Source organism: Buttiauxella sp. (genome assembly GCF_049686335.1).
Lineage (GTDB): Bacteria > Pseudomonadota > Gammaproteobacteria > Enterobacterales > Enterobacteriaceae > Buttiauxella.
On the sequence record NZ_JBAVHX010000009.1, the window covers coordinates 257,561 to 276,667 of the forward strand.

A 19,107-nucleotide genomic window follows, 5' to 3' on the forward strand; every position below is an offset into this window, starting at 1 on the left:
AAAATTGACTCAGGACTTAAAAATGTCGATAAGCTCATTTAACCGCCGTTGGGCTACGGTAATTCTTGAAGCGCTAACCCGTCACGGTGTCCGCCATGTGTGCGTGGCGCCTGGTTCGCGTTCTACTCCGCTTACCCTTGGTGCGGCCGAAAATCGGGCTTTCATCTGTCATACGCACTTTGACGAACGTGGCCTTGGCCATCTGGCACTTGGCCTGGCTAAAGCCAGCCAGGCTCCGGTTGCCATCATCGTCACCTCCGGAACTGCCGTCGCCAATCTCTATCCCGCGATTATTGAAGCGGGTTTGACGGGCGAAAAGCTGGTGGTATTAACCGCCGATCGTCCACCTGAGCTTATCGATTGCGGTGCCAATCAGGCAATTCGCCAGCCTGGCATTTTCAGCTCCCATCCGACTGAGTCGATTAACTTACCGCGCCCGACCCAGGATATACCTGCGCGCTGGCTGGTTTCGACCATTGATAACGCGCTTGGTCAACTAATGGGTGGCGCGGTTCACATCAATTGCCCCTTTGCTGAGCCGCTATACGGCGAGCCGGATGAAACCGGCATGAGCTGGCAACAGGCGCTGGGGGACTGGTGGAAAAGTGATAAACCCTGGCTGCGAATGGGCTGTGCCCAGGAAGTCATAAAACAGCGCGACTGGTTCTTCTGGCGGCAAAAACGCGGCGTAGTGGTTGCCGGACGTTTGAATGCCGATGAGGGGAAACAGGTTGCCGCCTGGGCGAAAACATTAGGCTGGCCGCTGATTGGCGATGTTTTATCGCAAACCGGGCAGCCGCTGCCCGGTGCGGATTTGTGGTTGAGCAACAGCCAGGCCGTCACCGAACTTGCCGAAGCGCAAATTATTATTCAGTTTGGCAGCAGCCTGACCGGAAAACGCGTCCTGCAATGGCAGGCAACCTGCGAGCCGGAAGAGTACTGGCTGGTGGATAACCTGCCAAACCGGCTTGACCCGGCGAATCATCGTGGTCGCCGTTTATCCTGTGACATCACTCAATGGCTGGAACTTCATCCAGCAGAAAAACGCATTGCATGGGATGAGAAGTTAACCACGCTGGCAAAAATTGCCCAACAGGTGGTGAAGAAGGGCACCACTGAATTTGGTGAGGCACAAATCGCCGCTCGATTACCTGAATTGTTGCCGGATGGCGGGCAGCTGTTTGTCGGCAACAGTCTGGTAGTTCGGCTGGTGGACTCTTTTGCCCAACTGCCTGCGGGTTATCCGGTCTACAGCAATCGTGGCGCAAGCGGTATAGACGGATTACTGTCGACTGCGGCGGGTGTACAACGTGCCACCGCGCGCTCCACACTGACGATCGTGGGTGATCTTTCCGCATTATACGATCTCAATTCGCTGGCGTTACTACGCCAGGTTTCCGCGCCGTTTGTTTTGCTGATCGTAAATAATAATGGCGGGCAAATTTTCTCGTTATTGCCAACGCCTGCGGCGGAGCGCGAACGCTTTTATTGCATGCCGCAGAACGTCAATTTTGCCCACGCGGCGGCGATGTTTAACCTTAGTTATCACAACCCGACAAGCTGGGATGAATTGCAGAATGCGGTTAACAGCGCCTGGTCGCGCCCGCAAACCACTATCATCGAGGCGACCGTGGCTGAAACTGACGGCGCACAAACCTTGCAGAATTTACTGGCGCAGGTCAGCCAGGCATGATCCTGCATGCGGTTTATCGTGAAGGGCGCGATGCCCGTTTACCGTGTCTGGTCTGGCTGCATGGTTTCTTAGGTTGCCAGCGTGAGTGGGAAGCGGTGAGCGAGCAATTTCTCGACTGGCCGCAACTGCGTATCGATTTACCCGGTCACGGGAATTCTGCTGAGATTACCGCGAGCGACTTTCACCAGGTCGACCAGCTACTGCGAAAAACCCTTGTTAGTTACAACATCCTAAAATACTGGCTGATCGGCTATTCCCTTGGCGGTCGTGTGGCGATGGTCCATGCTTGTCAGGGGGAGAATTCCGGTTTATGCGGCTTAGTGATCGAAGGTAGCCATCCAGGCCTTGCGGATGAAAACACCCGTCGAGAAAGACAGGCCAGTGACAAGCTTTGGGCGCAACGTTTACGCACTGAGGCGCTAAAAGATGTGCTCAATGACTGGTATCAGCAACCGGTATTTAAGTCGCTAAACGATTCGCAACGCGCGGCACTTATCGCCTTACGTTGCCAGAATAATGCCGCAAGCCTTGCGGCTATGCTTGAAGCGACATCCCTTGGCAATCAGCCTGATTTACGCACGGCCCTTGTGCACATGCCCCAGCCTTTTTTCTATATTTGCGGTGAGTGGGACGAAAAATTTCGCGCCGTGGCGAACAGCCTGGCACTGACACCGCATCTTATTACTGCCGCAGGCCACAATGCGCATCGGGAAAATCCCGTGGCTTTCAGCGCTTGCCTGCTCAACTTATTACGAAAACCTGGCGAGGATACACCATGATTTACCCAGATGAACAAATGCTCTATGCCCCAATTGAATGGCAGGATTGCTCGGAAGGTTACACTGATATCCGTTATCACAAGTCTGCCGATGGCATCGCTAAAATCACCATCAACCGCCCTGAAGTGCGCAACGCATTCCGCCCGTTGACCGTCAAAGAGATGATCAACGCGCTGGCTGATGCCCGTTATGACGACAATATCGGCACCATCATCCTGACTGGCGAAGGTGAAAAAGCCTTCTGCGCAGGCGGCGACCAAAAAGTACGTGGTGATTACGGCGGTTACCAGGACGCAAGCGGGACGCATCACCTGAACGTGCTCGATTTCCAGCGCCAGATCCGTACCTGTCCAAAACCTGTTGTTGCGATGGTGGCTGGTTTCTCCATCGGTGGCGGCCACGTTTTGCATATGATGTGCGATCTGACGATTGCAGCGGAAAATGCCGTCTTCGGCCAGACCGGGCCGAAAGTGGGTTCATTCGACGGCGGTTGGGGCGCATCTTACATGGCGCGTATTGTCGGCCAGAAAAAAGCGCGTGAAATCTGGTTCCTGTGCCGTCAGTACGATGCGAAAGAAGCACTGGATATGGGCCTGGTTAACACCGTGGTGCCGAATGCCGATCTGGAAAAAGAGACCGTGCGTTGGTGTCGTGAAATGCTACAGAACAGCCCAATGGCGCTGCGTTGCCTGAAAGCGGCGCTGAATGCTGACTGCGATGGTCAGGCGGGTCTGCAAGAACTGGCGGGTAACGCCACCATGTTGTTCTACATGACCGAAGAAGGTCAGGAAGGCCGCAACGCGTTCAACCAAAAACGTCAGCCGGACTTCAGCAAATTTAAACGGAATCCGTAATGCGTCAGGTCGAACTCTGGCGCTTTCAGGTGCCGATGGATACGGGAGTGGTACTACGCGACAGGCGCCTGAAAACCCGCGACGGGTTGCTGGTGCGTCTGACCGATGGCGACAAACAAGGCTTTGGCGAAATCTCGCCATTGCCGGGTTTTAGTGCTGAAACTGTCGATGAAGCCCAGACCGTAGCGCTGCGCTGGTTGCCAGTCTGGCAGGCGGGCGACGACTGTGAATTACCAGAAATGCCCTCGGTGGCATTTGGCCTGAGTTGCGCGCTGGCAGAAATCAGCGGTGAATTACCACAAGCGGCGGAATACCGCGCTGCACCGTTGTGTACCGGAGACCCGGACGAGTTGTTTGCCATGCTCGAAGCCATCCCTGGTGAGAAAATCGCCAAGGTTAAAGTCGGGTTATACGAAGCCGTGCGTGACGGAATGGTGGTCAATTTATTGCTCGAAGCCATCCCCGATTTACGTTTGCGTCTCGATGCAAACCGTGGCTGGACGCCGCTTAAAGCCCAGCAGTTCGCCAGATACGTCAATCCAGATTACCGCCCGCGTATCGCGTTTATCGAAGAGCCATGTAAAACCCGCGAGCAGTCACGCGAATTTGCCCGCGAAACGGGTATCGCCATTGCGTGGGATGAAAGTCTGCGTGAGCCTGATTTTGAGTTTGTTGCTGAACCCGGCGTGACGGCGCTGATTATCAAGCCAACGCTGACGGGCAGTCTGGCAAAAGTCCGCCAGCAGGTTGAACAGGCGCATGCGCTGGGATTGACAGCAGTTATCAGTTCCTCTATTGAATCAAGCCTCGGTTTGACACAACTGGCGAGGATTGCCGCGTGGTTAACGCCACAAACGCTCCCGGGGCTGGATACCTTGTCGTTGATGCAGGCACAACTGGTGCGCGAATGGCCAGACAGCCCATTACCCTGCTGGCGGCTTGATACCTTAGAGCGAGTGTTATGACTTTCCTGGATTTCCCCTGGCAACATTGGGCACAACTTCGCGGCAGTGATGCCGCGTTAACCTTAGGCAATGAAACCCTAAACTGGCGGGAATTGTGTCAGCGCGTTGATGCGCTGGCGGATGGTTTCCAGCAGCAAGGTGTACGAGATGGGCAAGGCGTCGCACTGCGCGCCAAAAATTGCCCGGAAATGGTTTTATCGTTCCTCGCGCTGCTGCAATGTGGTGCGCGTGTTTTGCCGCTCAATCCGCAATTACCCGAGTCGCTGTTAGTACAACTCCTCCCTGATTTGACGATTAGCCACGCGCTGGCTTTTAGCTCGTCGCTTTGCGTTGCCAACATTAACCCGTTAACGATGAATGAAGGCGCTCGCTTTCAGGTTGAATGGCAGCCGTCACGTTATGCGTCAATGACGTTAACCTCTGGCTCAACCGGTCTACCGAAAGCGGCTGTTCATACTGCTGATGCCCATCTTGCCAGTGCGGCCGGTGTGCTAGCGGTGATGGATTATAGTTCGCACGACAGTTGGTTGCTGTCACTGCCGCTGTTCCACGTTTCAGGCCAGGGCATTTTGTGGCGCTGGTTACTGAAGGGGGGTTGCATGGTAGTGCGGGATTTACATCCCTTGAGCGAGGCGCTGCAAGGCTGCTCTCACGCATCGCTTGTGCCGACGCAACTGTGGCGCCTGTTGGAGCAATCACCGCCGCGTGATTTGCGCGAAGTGCTGTTAGGCGGTGCCGCGATCCCCGTTGAACTCACACAAGCCGCGCTCGCTAAAGGCATCAATTGCTGGTGCGGTTATGGCATGACGGAGCTTGCGTCGACGGTATGCGCTAAACGTGCTGATGGGCTTCCCGATGTGGGCGAGGCGTTGCCGGGACGTGAGGTGAAAATCGTTGATGAAGAGGTGTGGATCCGCGCCAGCAGCCTCGCTTCTGGTTACTGGAAAGCGGGTGCAGTCCAGCCATTAGTGAATGCTCAGGGCTGGTTTGCCACTCGCGATCGTGGCATTTTGAACGAGCATCGCCTGACGATTATTGGCCGCCTCGACAATCTGTTTTTCAGCGGCGGGGAAGGGATACAGCCTGAAGAAGTTGAGAGCGTTATTGTGCAGCATCCGGCCGTGAAACAGGTATTTGTGGTGCCGATGGATGACGCCGAATTTGGCCAGCGCCCGGTTGCGGTGGTGGACGCCGATGATGATGTTGATTTATCGCTGCTGGCGCAATGGCTGCAAGGTAAAGTGGCGCGTTTTCAGCAACCGGTGCGCTGGTTACGGTTACCGGACGAAATTAAACAAGGCGGAATTAAGATTTCGCGTGTGCAATTGAGCGCATGGGTGAAAAGGTATTTCTGATTTTTATTATTTTCTTACAAACGAACGACGAAAAGCGTTGCCAACACGTTGCTTAGATATCCTGTGGCTGTAAAATCGGCCTCTTTTCAGGGACATCCCTTTTTTGCTTAGGATTGAAAGCATGAACAAATTATTAATGGTTGGCGCTGCCGGTTTGGCACTGATTTCTGCATCTGCAAGTGCAATTAGTATCAGTGGCCAGGCGGGTGAAAAATACACCAACGTCGCGGTTGGCTTTGGTCAGGATTCTGCTGGCCTGACAATGAACGGCAACTACGCGCATAACGATGACGATGGCGATACTGCGGGCCTGGGTTTAGGTCTGAATCTGCCATTAGGCCCGTTCATGGGTACCGTCGGTGGCCGTGCGGTTTACCTGAACCCGAAAGATGGCGATGAAGGTTATGCGCTGGCCGTCGGTGGTGGTTTGAGCTGGACAATTTTCGACAGCTTCTCCGTGTTTGGTGACTACTACTACTCTCCAGATTCCCTCTCAAGCGGCGTAAAAAATTACCAGGAAGCGAGCGCTGGCGCACGCTGGACGATCATCCGCCCAATTACTGTTGAAGCAGGTTATCGTTATATCGGCCTGGAGAACAAAGATGGTCAGCGTGATAATTCGATTGCTGATGGGCCGTACGTGGGCGTAAGCGCCAGCTTCTAAATCCTCTTCGTCTTTCATGCTGCAGGGGCGTTGGCTGCGTTCACTCACCCGAATCACTTAGTTGACTAAGCTCATCGGGATTCGTTCACTTGCCGCCTTCCTGCAACATGAAATCCTTTGAGGATCATTGTTTTTGATACACAACTTAGGCCGCAGCAATGCGGCCTCTTTATTTCTGCCAATCCATTTCCATCACGCTTGAGTTATAGTGAATCGTTCCCTTCCCGCGGAGTAAAACGATGATAAAAGTGGAAATGCTGTCTACCGGCGACGAAGTGCTGCACGGTCAAATTATTGATACCAATGCAGCCTGGCTCGCGGATTACTTTTTTAACCAGGGTTTACCGATGTCGCGCCGTAATACGGTGGGCGACAGTCTTGAAGATTTAATCGCGGTGCTCAAAGAGCGCAGCGAGCAGGCAGATATTCTGATTGTGAATGGTGGCCTGGGGCCAACCAGCGATGATCTTAGCGCTCTTGCCGCCGCGACTGCCGCAGGCGTGGAGCTTATCATGCATCAGGAATGGCTCGAGCATATGGAGCGATTCTTTGCCGAGCGCGGGCGTGAAATGGCCCCGAGCAACCGTAAGCAAGCGTTGATTCCTGCGACCAGTGAAATGGTCGATAACCCTGTGGGCACCGCCTGTGGCTTTGCTCTGCAACTTAATCGCTGCCTGATGTTTTTCACTCCGGGCGTCCCTTCTGAATTTAAGGTGATGGTCGACCAACAAATCATGCCGCGTTTGCGTGAGCGTTTTGAGTTGCCAGAACCGCCGGTGTGCCTGCGATTGACCACGTTCGGACGTTCCGAAAGCGAACTCGCCCAGAGCCTTGAACCCATCCCGTTACCGGAAGGCGCTGTGATGGGCTATCGCTCATCCATGCCAATTATCGAGCTGAAACTCACCGGGCCGGCAAGCCAGCGTCAGGCGATGGAAGCGGTCTGGCCGCAAGTGCAACGTGTGGCAGGTGAAAGCGCGATTTTTGAAGGAACCACAGGGCTGCCGGCACAACTTGCAGAACGCCTGAGAGCACAGTCGCTGAATATCGCGGTCAGTGAGCAATTCACCGCCGGATTATTGTGTCTGCAACTTTCGAGTGCGGATGCGCCGTTGGGCAACAGCGAAGTGCTTTCAGCGCGCCCTGAAACGCTGGTGCAAGTGGCGGAGCGCGCCAAAAGCTTCGCGCTGCAAGTAGGAAGTACCCTCGCGTTGGTGGTAGGAAGCCTGGAAGACGAAAGTCTTAACTTCGCCCTCCACACACCAGACGGCACTTACGCGTTGCAGGTAAAGTTCAGCGTCACTCGCCACGCATTGCGCACCCGTCAGGAAGTCTGCGCAATGATGGCATTAAACATGCTACGCCGCTGGCTTAACGCTTGGGATGTTGCCGCCGAGCATGGCTGGGTTAATGTTGTTACCCGTCATACTTCAAGTTAACTCTTTGTTGGCTACGTTCACGCGCCCTAATCACTTACTTATGTAAGCTCATAGGGACGCGTTCTCTTGCCGCCGCGATTTAACTCGAATTATTTAGGGTATATTACCCTTCATACTTCAGGCTAACGCTTTATAGGCAAAAGTATTAAGGCTGTTTTAAGCGAGTGCCCGGGCTAACAGCGTAATCGGGTGCTCGCATTTTTTACTGGTGGACATCTCAATCTGCCATTTGCACGTCTCACAATCTGTCACCACTAAATCGACTCCACTTTCTTCAATTTGCTGAAATAACGGCGCACCGATACGTTGCGATGTTGGGTAGTTTTCCTTTTTAAATCCATAGGTTCCGGCAATCCCGCAGCACTGGGATTCGAGCATCACCAGTTCCACTCCCGGCAAGCGGCGCAGCAGATCGAGCGTGTACAGCGACCAGCCCATTTTCTCCATATGGCACGGTGTGTGATAAGCAATGCGTAGCGGTAACGCTTTCATTTTTAACTCGCGTCCATCTTCCAGTTGCTTCCAGATAAACCGTGTCGCCAGTTCGATATGGTCGCGCATGGGGCGAGTGTCGACGTCCAGAACATGTGGATATTCGTCGCGCAAAGTAAATGTGCAGGTGGATGAGGTGGCGATTACCGGCAACCCTTGTTCCAGAACCGCTTTACTTAAAGACGCCGCGTTAATGGCCGCCTGTTTTTTGGCTTTATCAATAAAACCATTCGCAATCAACGGCACGCCACAGCATTTTTCTCGCTCCAGCAATTGCACGCCAAAGCCCATAGCATTCATCACGCGCACTAAATCCTTGCCAAGCTGGGAGTGGTTGTAATTGACATAACAGCCATGGAAAAAAGCGACTTGCTCAGTAAACGCTTTTTGCGACCCGGCATTCTTGCGATACCAGCCTCGAAATGTGCCGGAGGAATATTTAGGTAATTCACGATGGCTGTCGATGCCGAGGGTTTTATCGAGCAAGTTTCTCACCGGCTTGAGTGATGTCGCAGTATTGACCAACGGGGCAAACGGGGTCGACAGCGAGCCCATCAAGTCGGTATGGCTGAGGATTGCATCTCTCAAGTTGAACGCTTTTTTACCGTGGCGGGCTTTTGCGCGCTGGATGATATCGCCAATTTTCACATCAGACGGGCAGGCCACTTCGCAGCGTTTGCAGTTAGTACAGTATTTCAGCGCATCATCGTAAAGTGCCGCATCTTTCAAACGCAGGCGTTCGCCATCCGGGCCAGATTGCTTAGGGCCGGGATAATCGGGATTGACCCGGCTTACCGGACAAACGGTGGTGCACACGGTGCATTTAATGCAATTTTCAAAACTGGTTTCATCGAGCAGGCTCATGCGTGGCCTCCCTGATTATCAATGATCTGCTGGGCGACATGAAGCGCGCCCGTCATTGAAACGCCCGCGCCGCAACCTTGTTGAATCGGGTCGAATCCGGCGAGTATCGAACCAATGGCGTACAGGTTTTCGATGCGCTGCCCAAACAGCCGTGGCTGAAAATGTTCATCAACGATGACGCCGGCCTGTAAATAAGGTTGCGGGCTGAAAAAGTCCTCTTTGCACCACGCTTCTCGCCGCTCGGGTGCGCGAATATCGAGGCCTAAAATCGGTTCCCGTATGCCACTAAATTTCGCTTCCAGGCCGTTGCTGAAAAAACTGCCGCTGGCAAGGATCACGTTTTCTGACCGCAGCGGGACTTCGGCATGATTGCGCGTAAAAATCGCACTGACTTTACGATGCGCTATTTGCGTTCTCAGTACCGCATCGCCCGGCATCATTATCCCGCCAAGTTGCTGGAAGCGACGGCGTAATTGTTGCGACATTCTGCTACCGAGAACCGATGGTGGAAGAGTGGGCAACAAACGCAGCGGGCAGGGCAACTGGCGGCTAATAGCCTGCCAGGCCTGCGAGTCTTCGCTCCCGAGACAGGCCGGTAAAAACAGCGCGTCAGTGTTAATCGCCAGCGCTTTGAGTTCCTCAATCAGCAAACGTTGTTGCTCAGGCATATCCAGAACCCGGGCAATGTTGGCGGCACGAAATTCGCTGGGGTTATTTCGCAACGTGTCGAGAGCAGGGAGCGTTAACTCGGCGGTTTGTACTTCGATACTGATTTGCGCCAGAGAACCGGCGACCAGCTCCGGCTGGAAATCCAGAAATCCCGCAATGCCCACGACGGTAACTCGCTTCCATCTCAGTGGGGCGGTGGGAATTTCCTCGGGGCTAAGCCAGGTGGCACGTTGCGTTCCCAGTGGAGTAATTCGCTGGTGGTTTTGCTGATAGCTGCCTTGCAGATTGAGCTGACAGCGTGCAAGTAGCGCCTCACTTTGAGCGGCGAAACGGCGGACGTTTTCCGCTCCCATCAAACTGTATGGATGCCCGGGTGCCTGTTGTTTCAAGGCTTCCAGTGCATCTAAAGGCGATGTTACGGGGCTGCCGTCCGGGAGTTCCGCCAGCAAATCCAGCGAGCCAGATGAAAAATGCAGAGCATTCTGGCCACGGCTGATGATGGCACAACGCAGGCCTTCTTCTGCGAGGCGGATCCCGCAAACCAGCCCGGCTAAGCCACCGCCAATAATCAGACTATCGAATCTCATTGTGATGTTCCCTTTTTTAAACCGCACAATCCCTGATAAACCCAGGCGGTAAATTCGCTCTCGCGCAATGCATCATCCCAGGCGATGGGGCGAATGCCTTTCCAGCGTTCGTTGAGGAACACAGAGAGTTGATCAAGTGATTGAGCCGGCGTCGCGGTGCCAAATCGCTGTAATAACCCCGCCGCGCGACAGGCGCATAACTCACCCTGGCAAGTGCCCATCCCCACACGGGTACGACGACGTAAATCCCCAAGATTGCTGACGGACAGATGGTTCACCGCGTAATGAACTTCACCCGCTGTCACCGCTTCACACTCGCATACCAGGCTGTTATTCAGACGATCCCCTGCCAGCAGTTTCCCGGCACGATCGCCATGTCGCCACACCGCGGAACGTCGAATCGTTGGCGGTAGCGAAATAACTTTGCGTAGCGTCTCTTCCGGTGAGCTTTCTGAACCCGGGAGTGGCGTGGAAGCGGTGGTGCAGGTTTGGCTATTACCCAGTTTTTCGCATACCGCGTTCGTCGCCCATTCCGCCATCAGGCGATAGGTCATCAGTTTGCCGCCTGTGATAGTGATGAAACCTTCCATCCCATCGCGCGTTGCGTGATCCAGCAGTACGATCCCACGGCTGACGTTGCGCCCGTTCGGATCGTCGTCGCTGGCCACCAGCGGGCGGACTCCAGCGTAAGCACGCAGAATGCGGGTTGCGGCGAGTTTAGGTGACAGTTTCGAGCCTTCACGGATCAGGATATCGACCTCGTGCGGCGTGACGCGCATATTGTCGATTTGGTCATAGTCGATAGATGTTGAGGTGGTACCAATCAGCGAAATGGTATCACCGGGCACCAAAATATCGGCGTCAGCAGGTTTGCGGCAACGGTTGATCACCATGTTATTGATGCGATGGCCGAGGATCAGCAGCGAACCTTTTGCCGGCAGCATTCTTACTCTCAAATCCGCATATTCCGCGATGCGCTGCCCCCAGATCCCGGCTGCGTTCACCACCACATTTGCGTATAAATCGTGATGTTGTCGGGTCTGGTGGTTGTAAGCACGCACCCCACACACTCTGTAACCCTGACGAATCAGGCCGGTGACTTCCTGGCCGGTCAGAATTTCGGCACCGTGTTCACGGGCGTCCAGCATATTGGCGGCAGTCAGGCGGAAAGGGTCAACGGTGCCATCTGGCACACGCACAGCACCGATAAGCTCAGGGTTTGCAGCAGGTTCCAGGCGTAGCGCTTCTTTGGGCTCGAGCCTTTCGGCGTCAATTCCTGCGTTCTGACAGGCAGTAATAAAGGTCGATTGTAATGACAGGTCATCTTCGGGAAGGGTGATAAACAGGCCGTCGGAGCGTTCAATGCAATGGCGGGCAATGCGTTTTAGGATGCGGTTTTCTTCAATACATTCTCTGGCAGATTCGCTGTCTGTCATGGCGTAACGTGCGCCGCTATGAAGCAGACCATGATTGCGGCCAGTCGCGCCGGTGGCGATATCATATCTCTCCAGTAGCAGAGTCTGTAAGCCACGCCGGGCGCAGTCCCGGGCAATTCCTGCACCCGTCGCACCTCCGCCAATAATAATCACATCCCACTCTTTGCGTCCCGTCGCCATGCTCTTCTCCTGGAAAGACTCTCATGCGGACTATTCAGCCACAGATCGAGATGGAAATGTTTGATATCGAGCAAATTCGAAAATAAAACGAAAATAAAGTGTGACGACATGCACCCTTTCGATAGTTTGTAATAAAAATGTAATATGTTGTGGTGTGTTTCACACTAACCTGGCGGGATAATCCTTAACATGCGCTCGCAAAAGAACATTGCTTGATAAAAAACCTGCCACGGAGGCATTTATGCTGAGCATTTTCAAACCAAGTCCACACCAGCCAAGGCTGAAAAGTGAGCACATCGACCCGACGTATCGTCGTCTGCGCTGGCAGATATTCATGGGCATTTTCTTCGGTTACGCCGCTTACTACCTGGTACGTAAAAACTTTACTCTGGCGATGCCGTATCTGGTGGAGCAGGGCTTCTCGCGCGGCGATCTCGGCTTCGCGCTTTCCGGTATATCTATTGCCTACGGCTTCTCGAAATTTATTATGGGGGCGGTTTCTGACCGCTCGAATCCACGTGTTTTCTTACCTGCCGGTTTGATTCTTGCCGCCGCCGTGATGCTGTTTATGGGCTTTGTGCCGTGGGCGACATCCAGTATCGCAGTGATGTTTGTCCTGCTGTTTTTATGCGGTTGGTTCCAGGGAATGGGATGGCCGCCGTGCGGACGCACCATGGTGCACTGGTGGTCTAAAAAAGAGCGTGGGGGAATTGTTTCCATCTGGAACTGCGCGCATAACGTCGGTGGTGGCTTGCCGCCGCTGCTGTTCTTACTCGGGATGGCGTGGTTTAACGACTGGCATGCGGCACTTTATATGCCCGCTTTCGCGGCGATTCTGGTGGCGCTGATTGCTTTTGGATTAATGCGCGATACGCCGCAATCATGCGGTTTGCCGCCAATCGAAGAGTACAAAAATGATTACCCGGACGACTACAACGAAAAGACGGAAGAGGAGCTAACGGCAAAACAGATCTTCATGCAGTACGTTTTCCCCAACCGTCTGCTGTGGTATATCGCCATTGCTAACGTTTTTGTTTATTTGCTGCGTTACGGCATTCTCGACTGGTCGCCAACCTATCTGAAAGAAGTGAAACACTTCGCGCTGGATAAATCCTCCTGGGCCTACTTCCTTTATGAATACGCCGGAATACCTGGCACGCTGCTGTGTGGCTGGATGTCCGACAAGGTGTTCAGGGGCAACCGTGGTGCGACCGGCGTGTTCTTTATGATTCTGGTGACCATTGCAACCGTGGTTTATTGGTTAAACCCGCCAGGAAATCCGGGTGTGGATATGGCGTGCATGATTGTGATCGGCTTCCTGATTTATGGTCCGGTGATGCTGATTGGTTTACATGCGCTGGAACTGGCACCGAAAAAAGCCGCAGGCACCGCAGCGGGCTTCACCGGTCTGTTTGGCTATCTGGGTGGATCGGTCGCCGCAAGCGCGATTGTCGGTTACACCGTAGATTTCTTCGGTTGGGACGGTGGATTTATGGTGATGATCGGCGGCAGCATTATGGCCGTGATTTTGCTGCTGGTGGTGATGGTGGGTGAGAACAAACAACACCATAAAAAACTGACAGGGAAAGCATAATGAAAATCCTGACCAAATCTATCCTGGTGGGGACGGTAATGTTTGCTTCCGCCAGCTCCTTTGCCCAGACGACGGACCAGGTGGTGATAGCCCATCGCGGTGCGAGCGGTTATCTGCCGGAGCACACTCTACCTGCCAAAGCCCTGGCCTATGCTCAAGGGGCTGACTATCTTGAGCAGGATCTGGTGATGACCAAAGACGACAGATTAGTGGTGCTGCATGACCACTATCTTGATCGGGTCACCGACGTTGCGCAGCGCTTCCCGAATCGGGCGCGTAAAGACGGTCGCTACTACGCCATCGATTTTACCCTCGACGAAATCAAGTCGCTGAAATTTACCGAAGGTTTTGATGTGGTAGACGGCAAGCAGGTGCAAACCTTCCCTGGTCGTTTCCCGATGGGGAAGTCTGATTTCCGCGTGCATACCTTTGAAGAGGAGATCGAATTTATTCAGGGGTTGAATCACTCCACAGGGCAAAATATTGGCATTTACCCGGAGATAAAAGCCCCCTGGTTCCATCATCAGGAAGGAAAGGATATCGCGGTGAAAACGCTTGAGGTGTTGAAGCGTTACGGCTACACCAGCAAGCAGGATAAGGTCTACCTGCAATGCTTTGATGCCGCTGAACTCAAGCGTATTAAAAACTCGCTTGAGCCGAAGCTGGGTATGAATCTTAAGCTGGTTCAGTTGATTGCTTATACGGACTGGAACGAAACTCAGGAGAAGCAGGCTGACGGCAAGTGGGTCAACTACAGCTATGACTGGATGTTCAAACCAGGAGCCATGAAGCAGATTGCCGAGTATGCGGACGGTATCGGGCCTGACTATCACATGCTGGTGGCGGAAGGCTCCAGCAAAGGTAATGTTAAGCTAACCGATATGGTTACCCAGGCGCATGTAAACCACCTGACAGTGCACCCTTATACGGTACGAGCGGACGCGTTGCCTGATTACGTCAGTAACGTCGATCAGTTGTTTGACGTGCTGTATAACAAGGCGGGTGTGGACGGGGTGTTCACCGACTTCCCGGACAAGGGCGTGAAATTCTTGCAGCAGTAAGCAGAAGCAGTAAACAAAAGAAAAGGGCCGTTAAACGGCCCTTTTTTACATCTCGATTTCGATATCGCCGTGCGCCTGACAGCAGCAGGGCAGTATTTCACCGGGCTGGATAAAGGCCAGCGGTTCGGTAAGCCACTTCACTTCGCCTGCAATTAAGCGAGTACGGCAGGAGCCGCAATAACCTTCTCGACACTGATATTCCACGGCGACCTGGTGTGATTCCAGTGTCGCCAGCAGGGACGGATGTTCTTCATGGCACAGAAGCTGTGCGCCGCTGATTCGTAGCGTAATGCGGCTCATGGCTTACAGCTGGAAGTTGCTCAGGTCGTCAGCATCGACATTGGAATCAATCTGACCCACCAGGTAAGAACTGACTTCCACTTCTTGCGGTGCCACCTGCACATTGTCAGACACCAGCCAGGCATTAATCCATGGGATTGGGTTGGAACGTGTTTTGAATGGCAGATCCAGACCCACAGCCTGCATGCGGATATTGGTAATGTAATCAACATACTGGCACAGAATGTCTTTGTTCAGGCCGATCATTGAACCGTCGCGGAACAGATAGCTGGCCCACTCTTTTTCTTGCTCAGCGGCCAACACGAACAGGTCATAACATTCCTGGCGGCATTCCTGCGCGATTTCAGCCATTTCAGGATCGTCTTCACCAGAACGCATCAGGTTCAGCATGTGCTGAGTCCCGGTCAGATGCAGCGCTTCGTCACGGGCAATCAGTTTGATGATTTTCGCGTTGCCTTCCATCAGTTCGCGCTCAGCGAAAGCGAAGGAACAGGCGAAGCTGACATAGAAGCGAATCGCTTCCAGCGCGTTGACGCTCATCAGACATAAATAGAGTTGACGCTTCAGCGCACGCAGATTCACGGTCACGGTTTTACCGTTCACGTTGTGCGTACCTTCACCCAGCAAATGCCAGTAGCTGGTCATTTCAATCAATCGGTCGTAGTAACCGGAGATATCTTTCGCGCGCTTCAGGATTTCCTGGTTCGTCACGATATCGTCAAACACAATCGCCGGATCGTTAACGATGTTACGGATGATGTGAGTGTAAGAGCGCGAGTGAATCGTTTCGGAGAACGCCCACGTCTCAACCCAGGTTTCCAGCTCAGGGATGGAAATCAGCGGCAGCAGGGCAACGTTCGGGCTACGGCCCTGAATGGAGTCCAGCAGCGTCTGGTATTTCAGGTTGCTGATGAAGATGTGTTTCTCGTGATCGGGCAGCGCCTGATAGTCGATGCGGTCACGGGAGACGTCCACCTCTTCCGGGCGCCAGAAGAAGGAAAGTTGCTTTTCAATCAGCTTTTCGAAGATGTCATATTTTTGCTGGTCGTAGCGTGCAACGTTAACTGGCTGGCCGAAGAACATCGGTTCAGCGAGTTGATCGTTTTTCGTCTGTGAAAAAGTGGTGTATGCCATTAATGTGAGTCCTGTTGTTCTCGCTTCCCCCTCACCCTGACCCTCTCCATCAAGGGAGAGGGACTAGAAGACGGAGTGGTTTTCCCCCTCTCCTGAGGGAGAGGGGCGGGGTGAGGGCGATTAAAATCAGATTTTACATGCGCCGCTTTCGCAGCCATCGTCCTGGATTGAAGGTGCCAGGTCGTCTTGCGAATCTTCCGCGCCGTCACGGGTGTTCTGATAATAAAGCGTTTTGACACCGAATTTATAGGCGGTGAGCAAATCTTTGAGCAACTGCTGCATCGGCACTTTGCCTGACGGGAAGCGCGTCGGGTCGTAGTTGGTATTGGCAGAGATCGACTGGTCGATAAATTTCTGCATCACACCGACTAACTGCAGGTAACCGTCGTTGTTCGGCAGGTCCCACAGCAACTCATATTTGTCTTTCAGTAATTCATAATCCGGCACAACCTGGCGCAGGATACCGTCTTTCGACGCTTTGATGCTGATATGGCCGCGTGGTGGCTCGATACCATTGGTCGCGTTGGAAATCTGAGACGACGTCTCTGACGGCATCAATGCAGAAAGTGTTGAGTTACGCAGGCCGTGAGTTTTAATCGACTCACGCAGGGCTTCCCAGTCCAGATGCAGCGGCTCGTTGCTGATGACATCCAGGTCTTTCTTGTAGGTGTCGATCGGCAGAATGCCTTGTGCATAGGTGGTTTCGTTGAACCACAGGCAAGGGCCTTGCTCTTTCGCCAGCTCGTTCGAGGCTTTCAGCAGGTAATACTGAATGGCTTCGAAGGTCTTGTGCGTCAGGTTGTTCGCGCTGCCATCGGAGTAACGAACGCCATTTTTCGCCAGGTAGTAAGCGTAGTTAATCACACCCACACCCAGAGTGCGGCGACCCATCGCACCGCGTTTCGCGGCAATGATTGGGTAATCCTGGTAATCCAGCAGGGCATCCAAAGCACGTACCGCCAGAATAGCCAGCTCTTCAAGTTCATCCAGGCTCTCGATAGCGCCCAGGTTAAATGCAGACAACGTACACAGTGCGATTTCACCGTCTTCGTCGTTGATGTCATTCATTGGTTTGGTCGGCAGCGCAATTTCCAGACACAGGTTGGACTGGCGAACGGGCGCGATAGCCGGATCAAACGGGCTGTGGGTGTTGCAGTGGTCAACGTTCTGAATGTAGATACGGCCAGTAGAGGCACGTTCCTGCATCATCAGGGAGAACAGTTCAACCGCTTTTACGCGTTGCTTACGGATGCTGCTGTCTTTTTCGTATTGGGTGTACAGCTGCTCAAACTTTTCCTGATCGGCAAAGAAGGCGTCGTACAGACCTGGAACGTCAGACGGGCTGAACAGGGTGATGTCTTCACCTTTCAACAAACGGGTGTACATCAGTTTGTTGATTTGTACGCCGTAATCCATGTGACGCACGCGGTTGCCTTCAACACCACGGTTGTTTTTCAGTACCAGCAGGCTTTCTACTTCCAGGTGCCACATCGGGTAAAACAAGGTAGCAGCACCGCCACGCACACCGCCCTGAGAGCAGGATTTCACTGCGGTCTGGAAGTGTTTGTAGAACGGAATACAACCGGTATGGAACGCTTCACCGCCACGAATTGGGCTACCCAGCGCACGAATACGACCGGCGTTGATGCCGATGCCCGCACGTTGGGAAACGTATTTCACAATCGCGCTGGAGGTGGCGTTGATGGAGTCCAGGCTGTCGCCACACTCGATCAGTACGCAAGAGCTGAACTGACGAGTTGGGGTGCGCACGCCAGACATAATCGGCGTAGGCAGAGAAATTTTGAAGGTTGAAACCGCATCGTAAAAACGCTTCACGTAGCTCAGACGAGTTTCACGCGGATAACCGGAGAACAGGCACGCCGCCACCAGAATGTAGAGGAACTGCGCGCTCTCGTAGATTTCACCGGTGACACGGTTTTGAACCAGGTACTTACCTTCGAGCTGTTTAACCGCCGCGTAAGAGAAGCTCATGTCGCGATCGTGGTCGAGATAATCGTCCATCTGCTTGAACTCTTCTTCCGTGTAGTCTTCCAGCAGATGTCTATCGTATTTGCCCATCTCAACCATGTTCACAACATGGCTGTACAGTTTTGGTGGCTCGAACTCACCGTAAGCTTTTTTACGCAGATGGAAAACAGCCAGACGCGCAGCCAGATATTGATAATCAGGTGCTTCACGAGAAATCAAATCTGCCGCAGCTTTGATGATGGTTTCATGAATGTCAGAGGTTTTAATGCCGTCATAAAACTGGATGTGCGAACGCAGTTCAACTTGCGATACGGATACGTTATTCAGGCCTTCAGCGGCCCAATCCAGAACTCGGTGGATTTTATCCAGATCGATGCGCTCAGTGCGACCGTCACGTTTTGTAACCAGCAGACTCTGATTCATGTGAGTTTGTACCTGTCCGTGAAATGAAAAATGCCCCGTTTATCCACAGCTGGCCACTTGTGGCTAACCTTGTGGATAAATACTATATGTAGGGGGTTATGGATTACTTGATCACTATATGGTGAGTATTCTAGTAACTAATCGGTTGAGAACAAGTATTGATTTCGCGAACGATTTGAGGTTGTGACAGGCCAGATTTCGCTAAGTCCACGTCACGTAAGGCTTGTGACAAATGTCAATGGGATGCAAAAAAAATGATATTTTTGATCGGGCGCTGATTTCTTAAACGTCATCCATAAACACATGGTTTGATATCGAACAATTTCCATAGTTTCTGCTTATCAAAAATCGATTGTCATCGTGTATCAGTAGGTCAGATTGATTCGTCTGACATATGTGTCGAATTGTTAACCGTTTCGCTTGTCAGCGCTAATGTGCCTGCTTTCGCTAAAATGATGCACAATGTTTTGCATTTGTGAAAACAGTGTGTCCGACCTGTGGATGTATTCACGTTGTCAATGTGTTAAGCGGTAATAACTCTGAATGGGAATAAATAATAAATTAATTTTTACTTATTAATTAGCGTAAGTTTAAACGGATATACAAAGTCCAGATTAATAGTTATTACA

The 19,107-nt window shown here is 52.9% G+C and carries 15 protein-coding genes; 9 read left to right on the forward strand and 6 right to left on the reverse strand.

The features are described from left to right. Positions 1-22: 22 nt before the first annotated feature. The 7 genes from menD to WBL83_RS08255 all read left to right on the forward strand — a co-directional run bounded on the left by menD (position 23) and on the right by WBL83_RS08255 (position 7,749). Complete coding sequence (gene menD / locus WBL83_RS08225) at positions 23-1,693, forward strand: 2-succinyl-5-enolpyruvyl-6-hydroxy-3-cyclohexene-1-carboxylic-acid synthase (protein ID WP_424588670.1); 1,671 nt, start codon at positions 23-25, stop codon at positions 1,691-1,693. Then, on the forward strand, positions 1,690-2,472 hold the full coding sequence (gene menH / locus WBL83_RS08230; RefSeq protein ID WP_424588671.1) for a 2-succinyl-6-hydroxy-2,4-cyclohexadiene-1-carboxylate synthase: 783 nt from the start codon (positions 1,690-1,692) through the stop codon (positions 2,470-2,472). The genes menD and menH overlap by 4 nt, the downstream gene beginning before the upstream one ends. After that, positions 2,469-3,326, forward strand: a complete 858-nt coding sequence (gene menB, locus WBL83_RS08235) for a 1,4-dihydroxy-2-naphthoyl-CoA synthase (RefSeq protein WP_183271095.1) — start codon at positions 2,469-2,471, stop codon at positions 3,324-3,326. The genes menH and menB overlap by 4 nt, the downstream gene beginning before the upstream one ends. Next, complete coding sequence (gene menC / locus WBL83_RS08240; RefSeq protein WP_424588672.1) at positions 3,326-4,291, forward strand: o-succinylbenzoate synthase; 966 nt, start codon at positions 3,326-3,328, stop codon at positions 4,289-4,291. Before menB ends, menC begins: the two co-directional genes overlap by 1 nt. Continuing rightward, positions 4,288-5,646, forward strand: a complete 1,359-nt coding sequence (menE, locus tag WBL83_RS08245; RefSeq protein WP_424588673.1) for an o-succinylbenzoate--CoA ligase — start codon at positions 4,288-4,290, stop codon at positions 5,644-5,646. Before menC ends, menE begins: the two co-directional genes overlap by 4 nt. Positions 5,647-5,767: 121 nt before the next feature. After that, positions 5,768-6,310 carry a YfaZ family outer membrane protein gene (locus tag WBL83_RS08250; RefSeq protein WP_424588674.1) on the forward strand — a complete coding sequence of 181 codons (543 nt, stop codon included), beginning with the start codon at positions 5,768-5,770 and terminating at the stop codon, positions 6,308-6,310. A gap of 239 nt (positions 6,311-6,549) precedes the next feature. Beyond that, positions 6,550-7,749 (forward strand): nicotinamide mononucleotide deamidase-related protein YfaY, encoded by a 1,200-nt coding sequence (locus tag WBL83_RS08255; RefSeq protein ID WP_424588675.1) that lies wholly within the window; start codon positions 6,550-6,552, stop codon positions 7,747-7,749. 156 nt (positions 7,750-7,905) lie between these two features. Here the strand turns inward: WBL83_RS08255 and glpC are convergent, their stop codons facing one another. Genes glpC through glpA form a run of 3 tightly spaced genes read right to left on the reverse strand, consistent with a single transcriptional unit; the run spans position 7,906 to position 11,977 of the window. Beyond that, positions 7,906-9,105, reverse strand: coding sequence for an anaerobic glycerol-3-phosphate dehydrogenase subunit GlpC (gene glpC, locus WBL83_RS08260; RefSeq protein WP_424588676.1), 1,200 nt, complete (start codon positions 9,103-9,105; stop codon positions 7,906-7,908). Beyond that, complete coding sequence (gene glpB, locus WBL83_RS08265; RefSeq protein ID WP_424588677.1) at positions 9,102-10,361, reverse strand: glycerol-3-phosphate dehydrogenase subunit GlpB; 1,260 nt, start codon at positions 10,359-10,361, stop codon at positions 9,102-9,104. Before glpB ends, glpC begins: the two co-directional genes overlap by 4 nt. Beyond that, positions 10,358-11,977, reverse strand: coding sequence for an anaerobic glycerol-3-phosphate dehydrogenase subunit A (glpA, locus tag WBL83_RS08270; RefSeq protein ID WP_424588678.1), 1,620 nt, complete (start codon positions 11,975-11,977; stop codon positions 10,358-10,360). Before glpA ends, glpB begins: the two co-directional genes overlap by 4 nt. A 241-nt stretch (positions 11,978-12,218) precedes the next feature. Here glpA and glpT point away from each other — a divergent pair, with 241 nt between their 5' ends. Both glpT and glpQ read left to right on the forward strand, forming a co-directional pair. Then, a complete protein-coding gene (gene glpT / locus WBL83_RS08275; protein WP_424588679.1) occupies positions 12,219-13,571 on the forward strand; it encodes a glycerol-3-phosphate transporter in 1,353 nt (450 codons plus the stop codon). Continuing rightward, complete coding sequence (gene glpQ, locus WBL83_RS08280) at positions 13,571-14,632, forward strand: glycerophosphodiester phosphodiesterase (protein WP_424588680.1); 1,062 nt, start codon at positions 13,571-13,573, stop codon at positions 14,630-14,632. Before glpT ends, glpQ begins: the two co-directional genes overlap by 1 nt. Positions 14,633-14,677: 45 nt before the next feature. Here glpQ and yfaE read toward each other — a convergent pair whose 3' ends face one another. The 3 genes from yfaE to nrdA form a co-directional block, all read right to left on the reverse strand. After that, entirely contained in the window at positions 14,678-14,932 is a 255-nt protein-coding gene (gene yfaE, locus WBL83_RS08285) for a class I ribonucleotide reductase maintenance protein YfaE (RefSeq protein ID WP_424588681.1), read from the reverse strand. 3 nt (positions 14,933-14,935) lie between these two features. Continuing rightward, on the reverse strand, positions 14,936-16,066 hold the full coding sequence (gene nrdB, locus WBL83_RS08290) for a class Ia ribonucleoside-diphosphate reductase subunit beta (protein WP_424588682.1): 1,131 nt from the start codon (positions 16,064-16,066) through the stop codon (positions 14,936-14,938). A gap of 126 nt (positions 16,067-16,192) precedes the next feature. Continuing rightward, entirely contained in the window at positions 16,193-18,478 is a 2,286-nt protein-coding gene (gene nrdA / locus WBL83_RS08295; protein WP_424588683.1) for a class 1a ribonucleoside-diphosphate reductase subunit alpha, read from the reverse strand. Positions 18,479-19,107: the final 629 nt, after the last annotated feature.

Coding starts and splice junctions, on each gene's coding strand:
- menD (WP_424588670.1), top strand. CDS start 23: ATGTCGATAAGCTCATTTAACCGCCGTTGGGCTACGGTAATTCTTGAA.
- menH (WP_424588671.1), top strand. CDS start 1,690: ATGATCCTGCATGCGGTTTATCGTGAAGGGCGCGATGCCCGTTTACCG.
- menB (WP_183271095.1), top strand. CDS start 2,469: ATGATTTACCCAGATGAACAAATGCTCTATGCCCCAATTGAATGGCAG.
- menC (WP_424588672.1), top strand. CDS start 3,326: ATGCGTCAGGTCGAACTCTGGCGCTTTCAGGTGCCGATGGATACGGGA.
- menE (WP_424588673.1), top strand. CDS start 4,288: ATGACTTTCCTGGATTTCCCCTGGCAACATTGGGCACAACTTCGCGGC.
- WBL83_RS08250 (WP_424588674.1), top strand. CDS start 5,768: ATGAACAAATTATTAATGGTTGGCGCTGCCGGTTTGGCACTGATTTCT.
- WBL83_RS08255 (WP_424588675.1), top strand. CDS start 6,550: ATGATAAAAGTGGAAATGCTGTCTACCGGCGACGAAGTGCTGCACGGT.
- glpC (WP_424588676.1), bottom strand. CDS start 9,105: ATGAGCCTGCTCGATGAAACCAGTTTTGAAAATTGCATTAAATGCACC.
- glpB (WP_424588677.1), bottom strand. CDS start 10,361: ATGAGATTCGATAGTCTGATTATTGGCGGTGGCTTAGCCGGGCTGGTT.
- glpA (WP_424588678.1), bottom strand. CDS start 11,977: ATGGCGACGGGACGCAAAGAGTGGGATGTGATTATTATTGGCGGAGGT.
- glpT (WP_424588679.1), top strand. CDS start 12,219: ATGCTGAGCATTTTCAAACCAAGTCCACACCAGCCAAGGCTGAAAAGT.
- glpQ (WP_424588680.1), top strand. CDS start 13,571: ATGAAAATCCTGACCAAATCTATCCTGGTGGGGACGGTAATGTTTGCT.
- yfaE (WP_424588681.1), bottom strand. CDS start 14,932: ATGAGCCGCATTACGCTACGAATCAGCGGCGCACAGCTTCTGTGCCAT.
- nrdB (WP_424588682.1), bottom strand. CDS start 16,066: ATGGCATACACCACTTTTTCACAGACGAAAAACGATCAACTCGCTGAA.
- nrdA (WP_424588683.1), bottom strand. CDS start 18,478: ATGAATCAGAGTCTGCTGGTTACAAAACGTGACGGTCGCACTGAGCGC.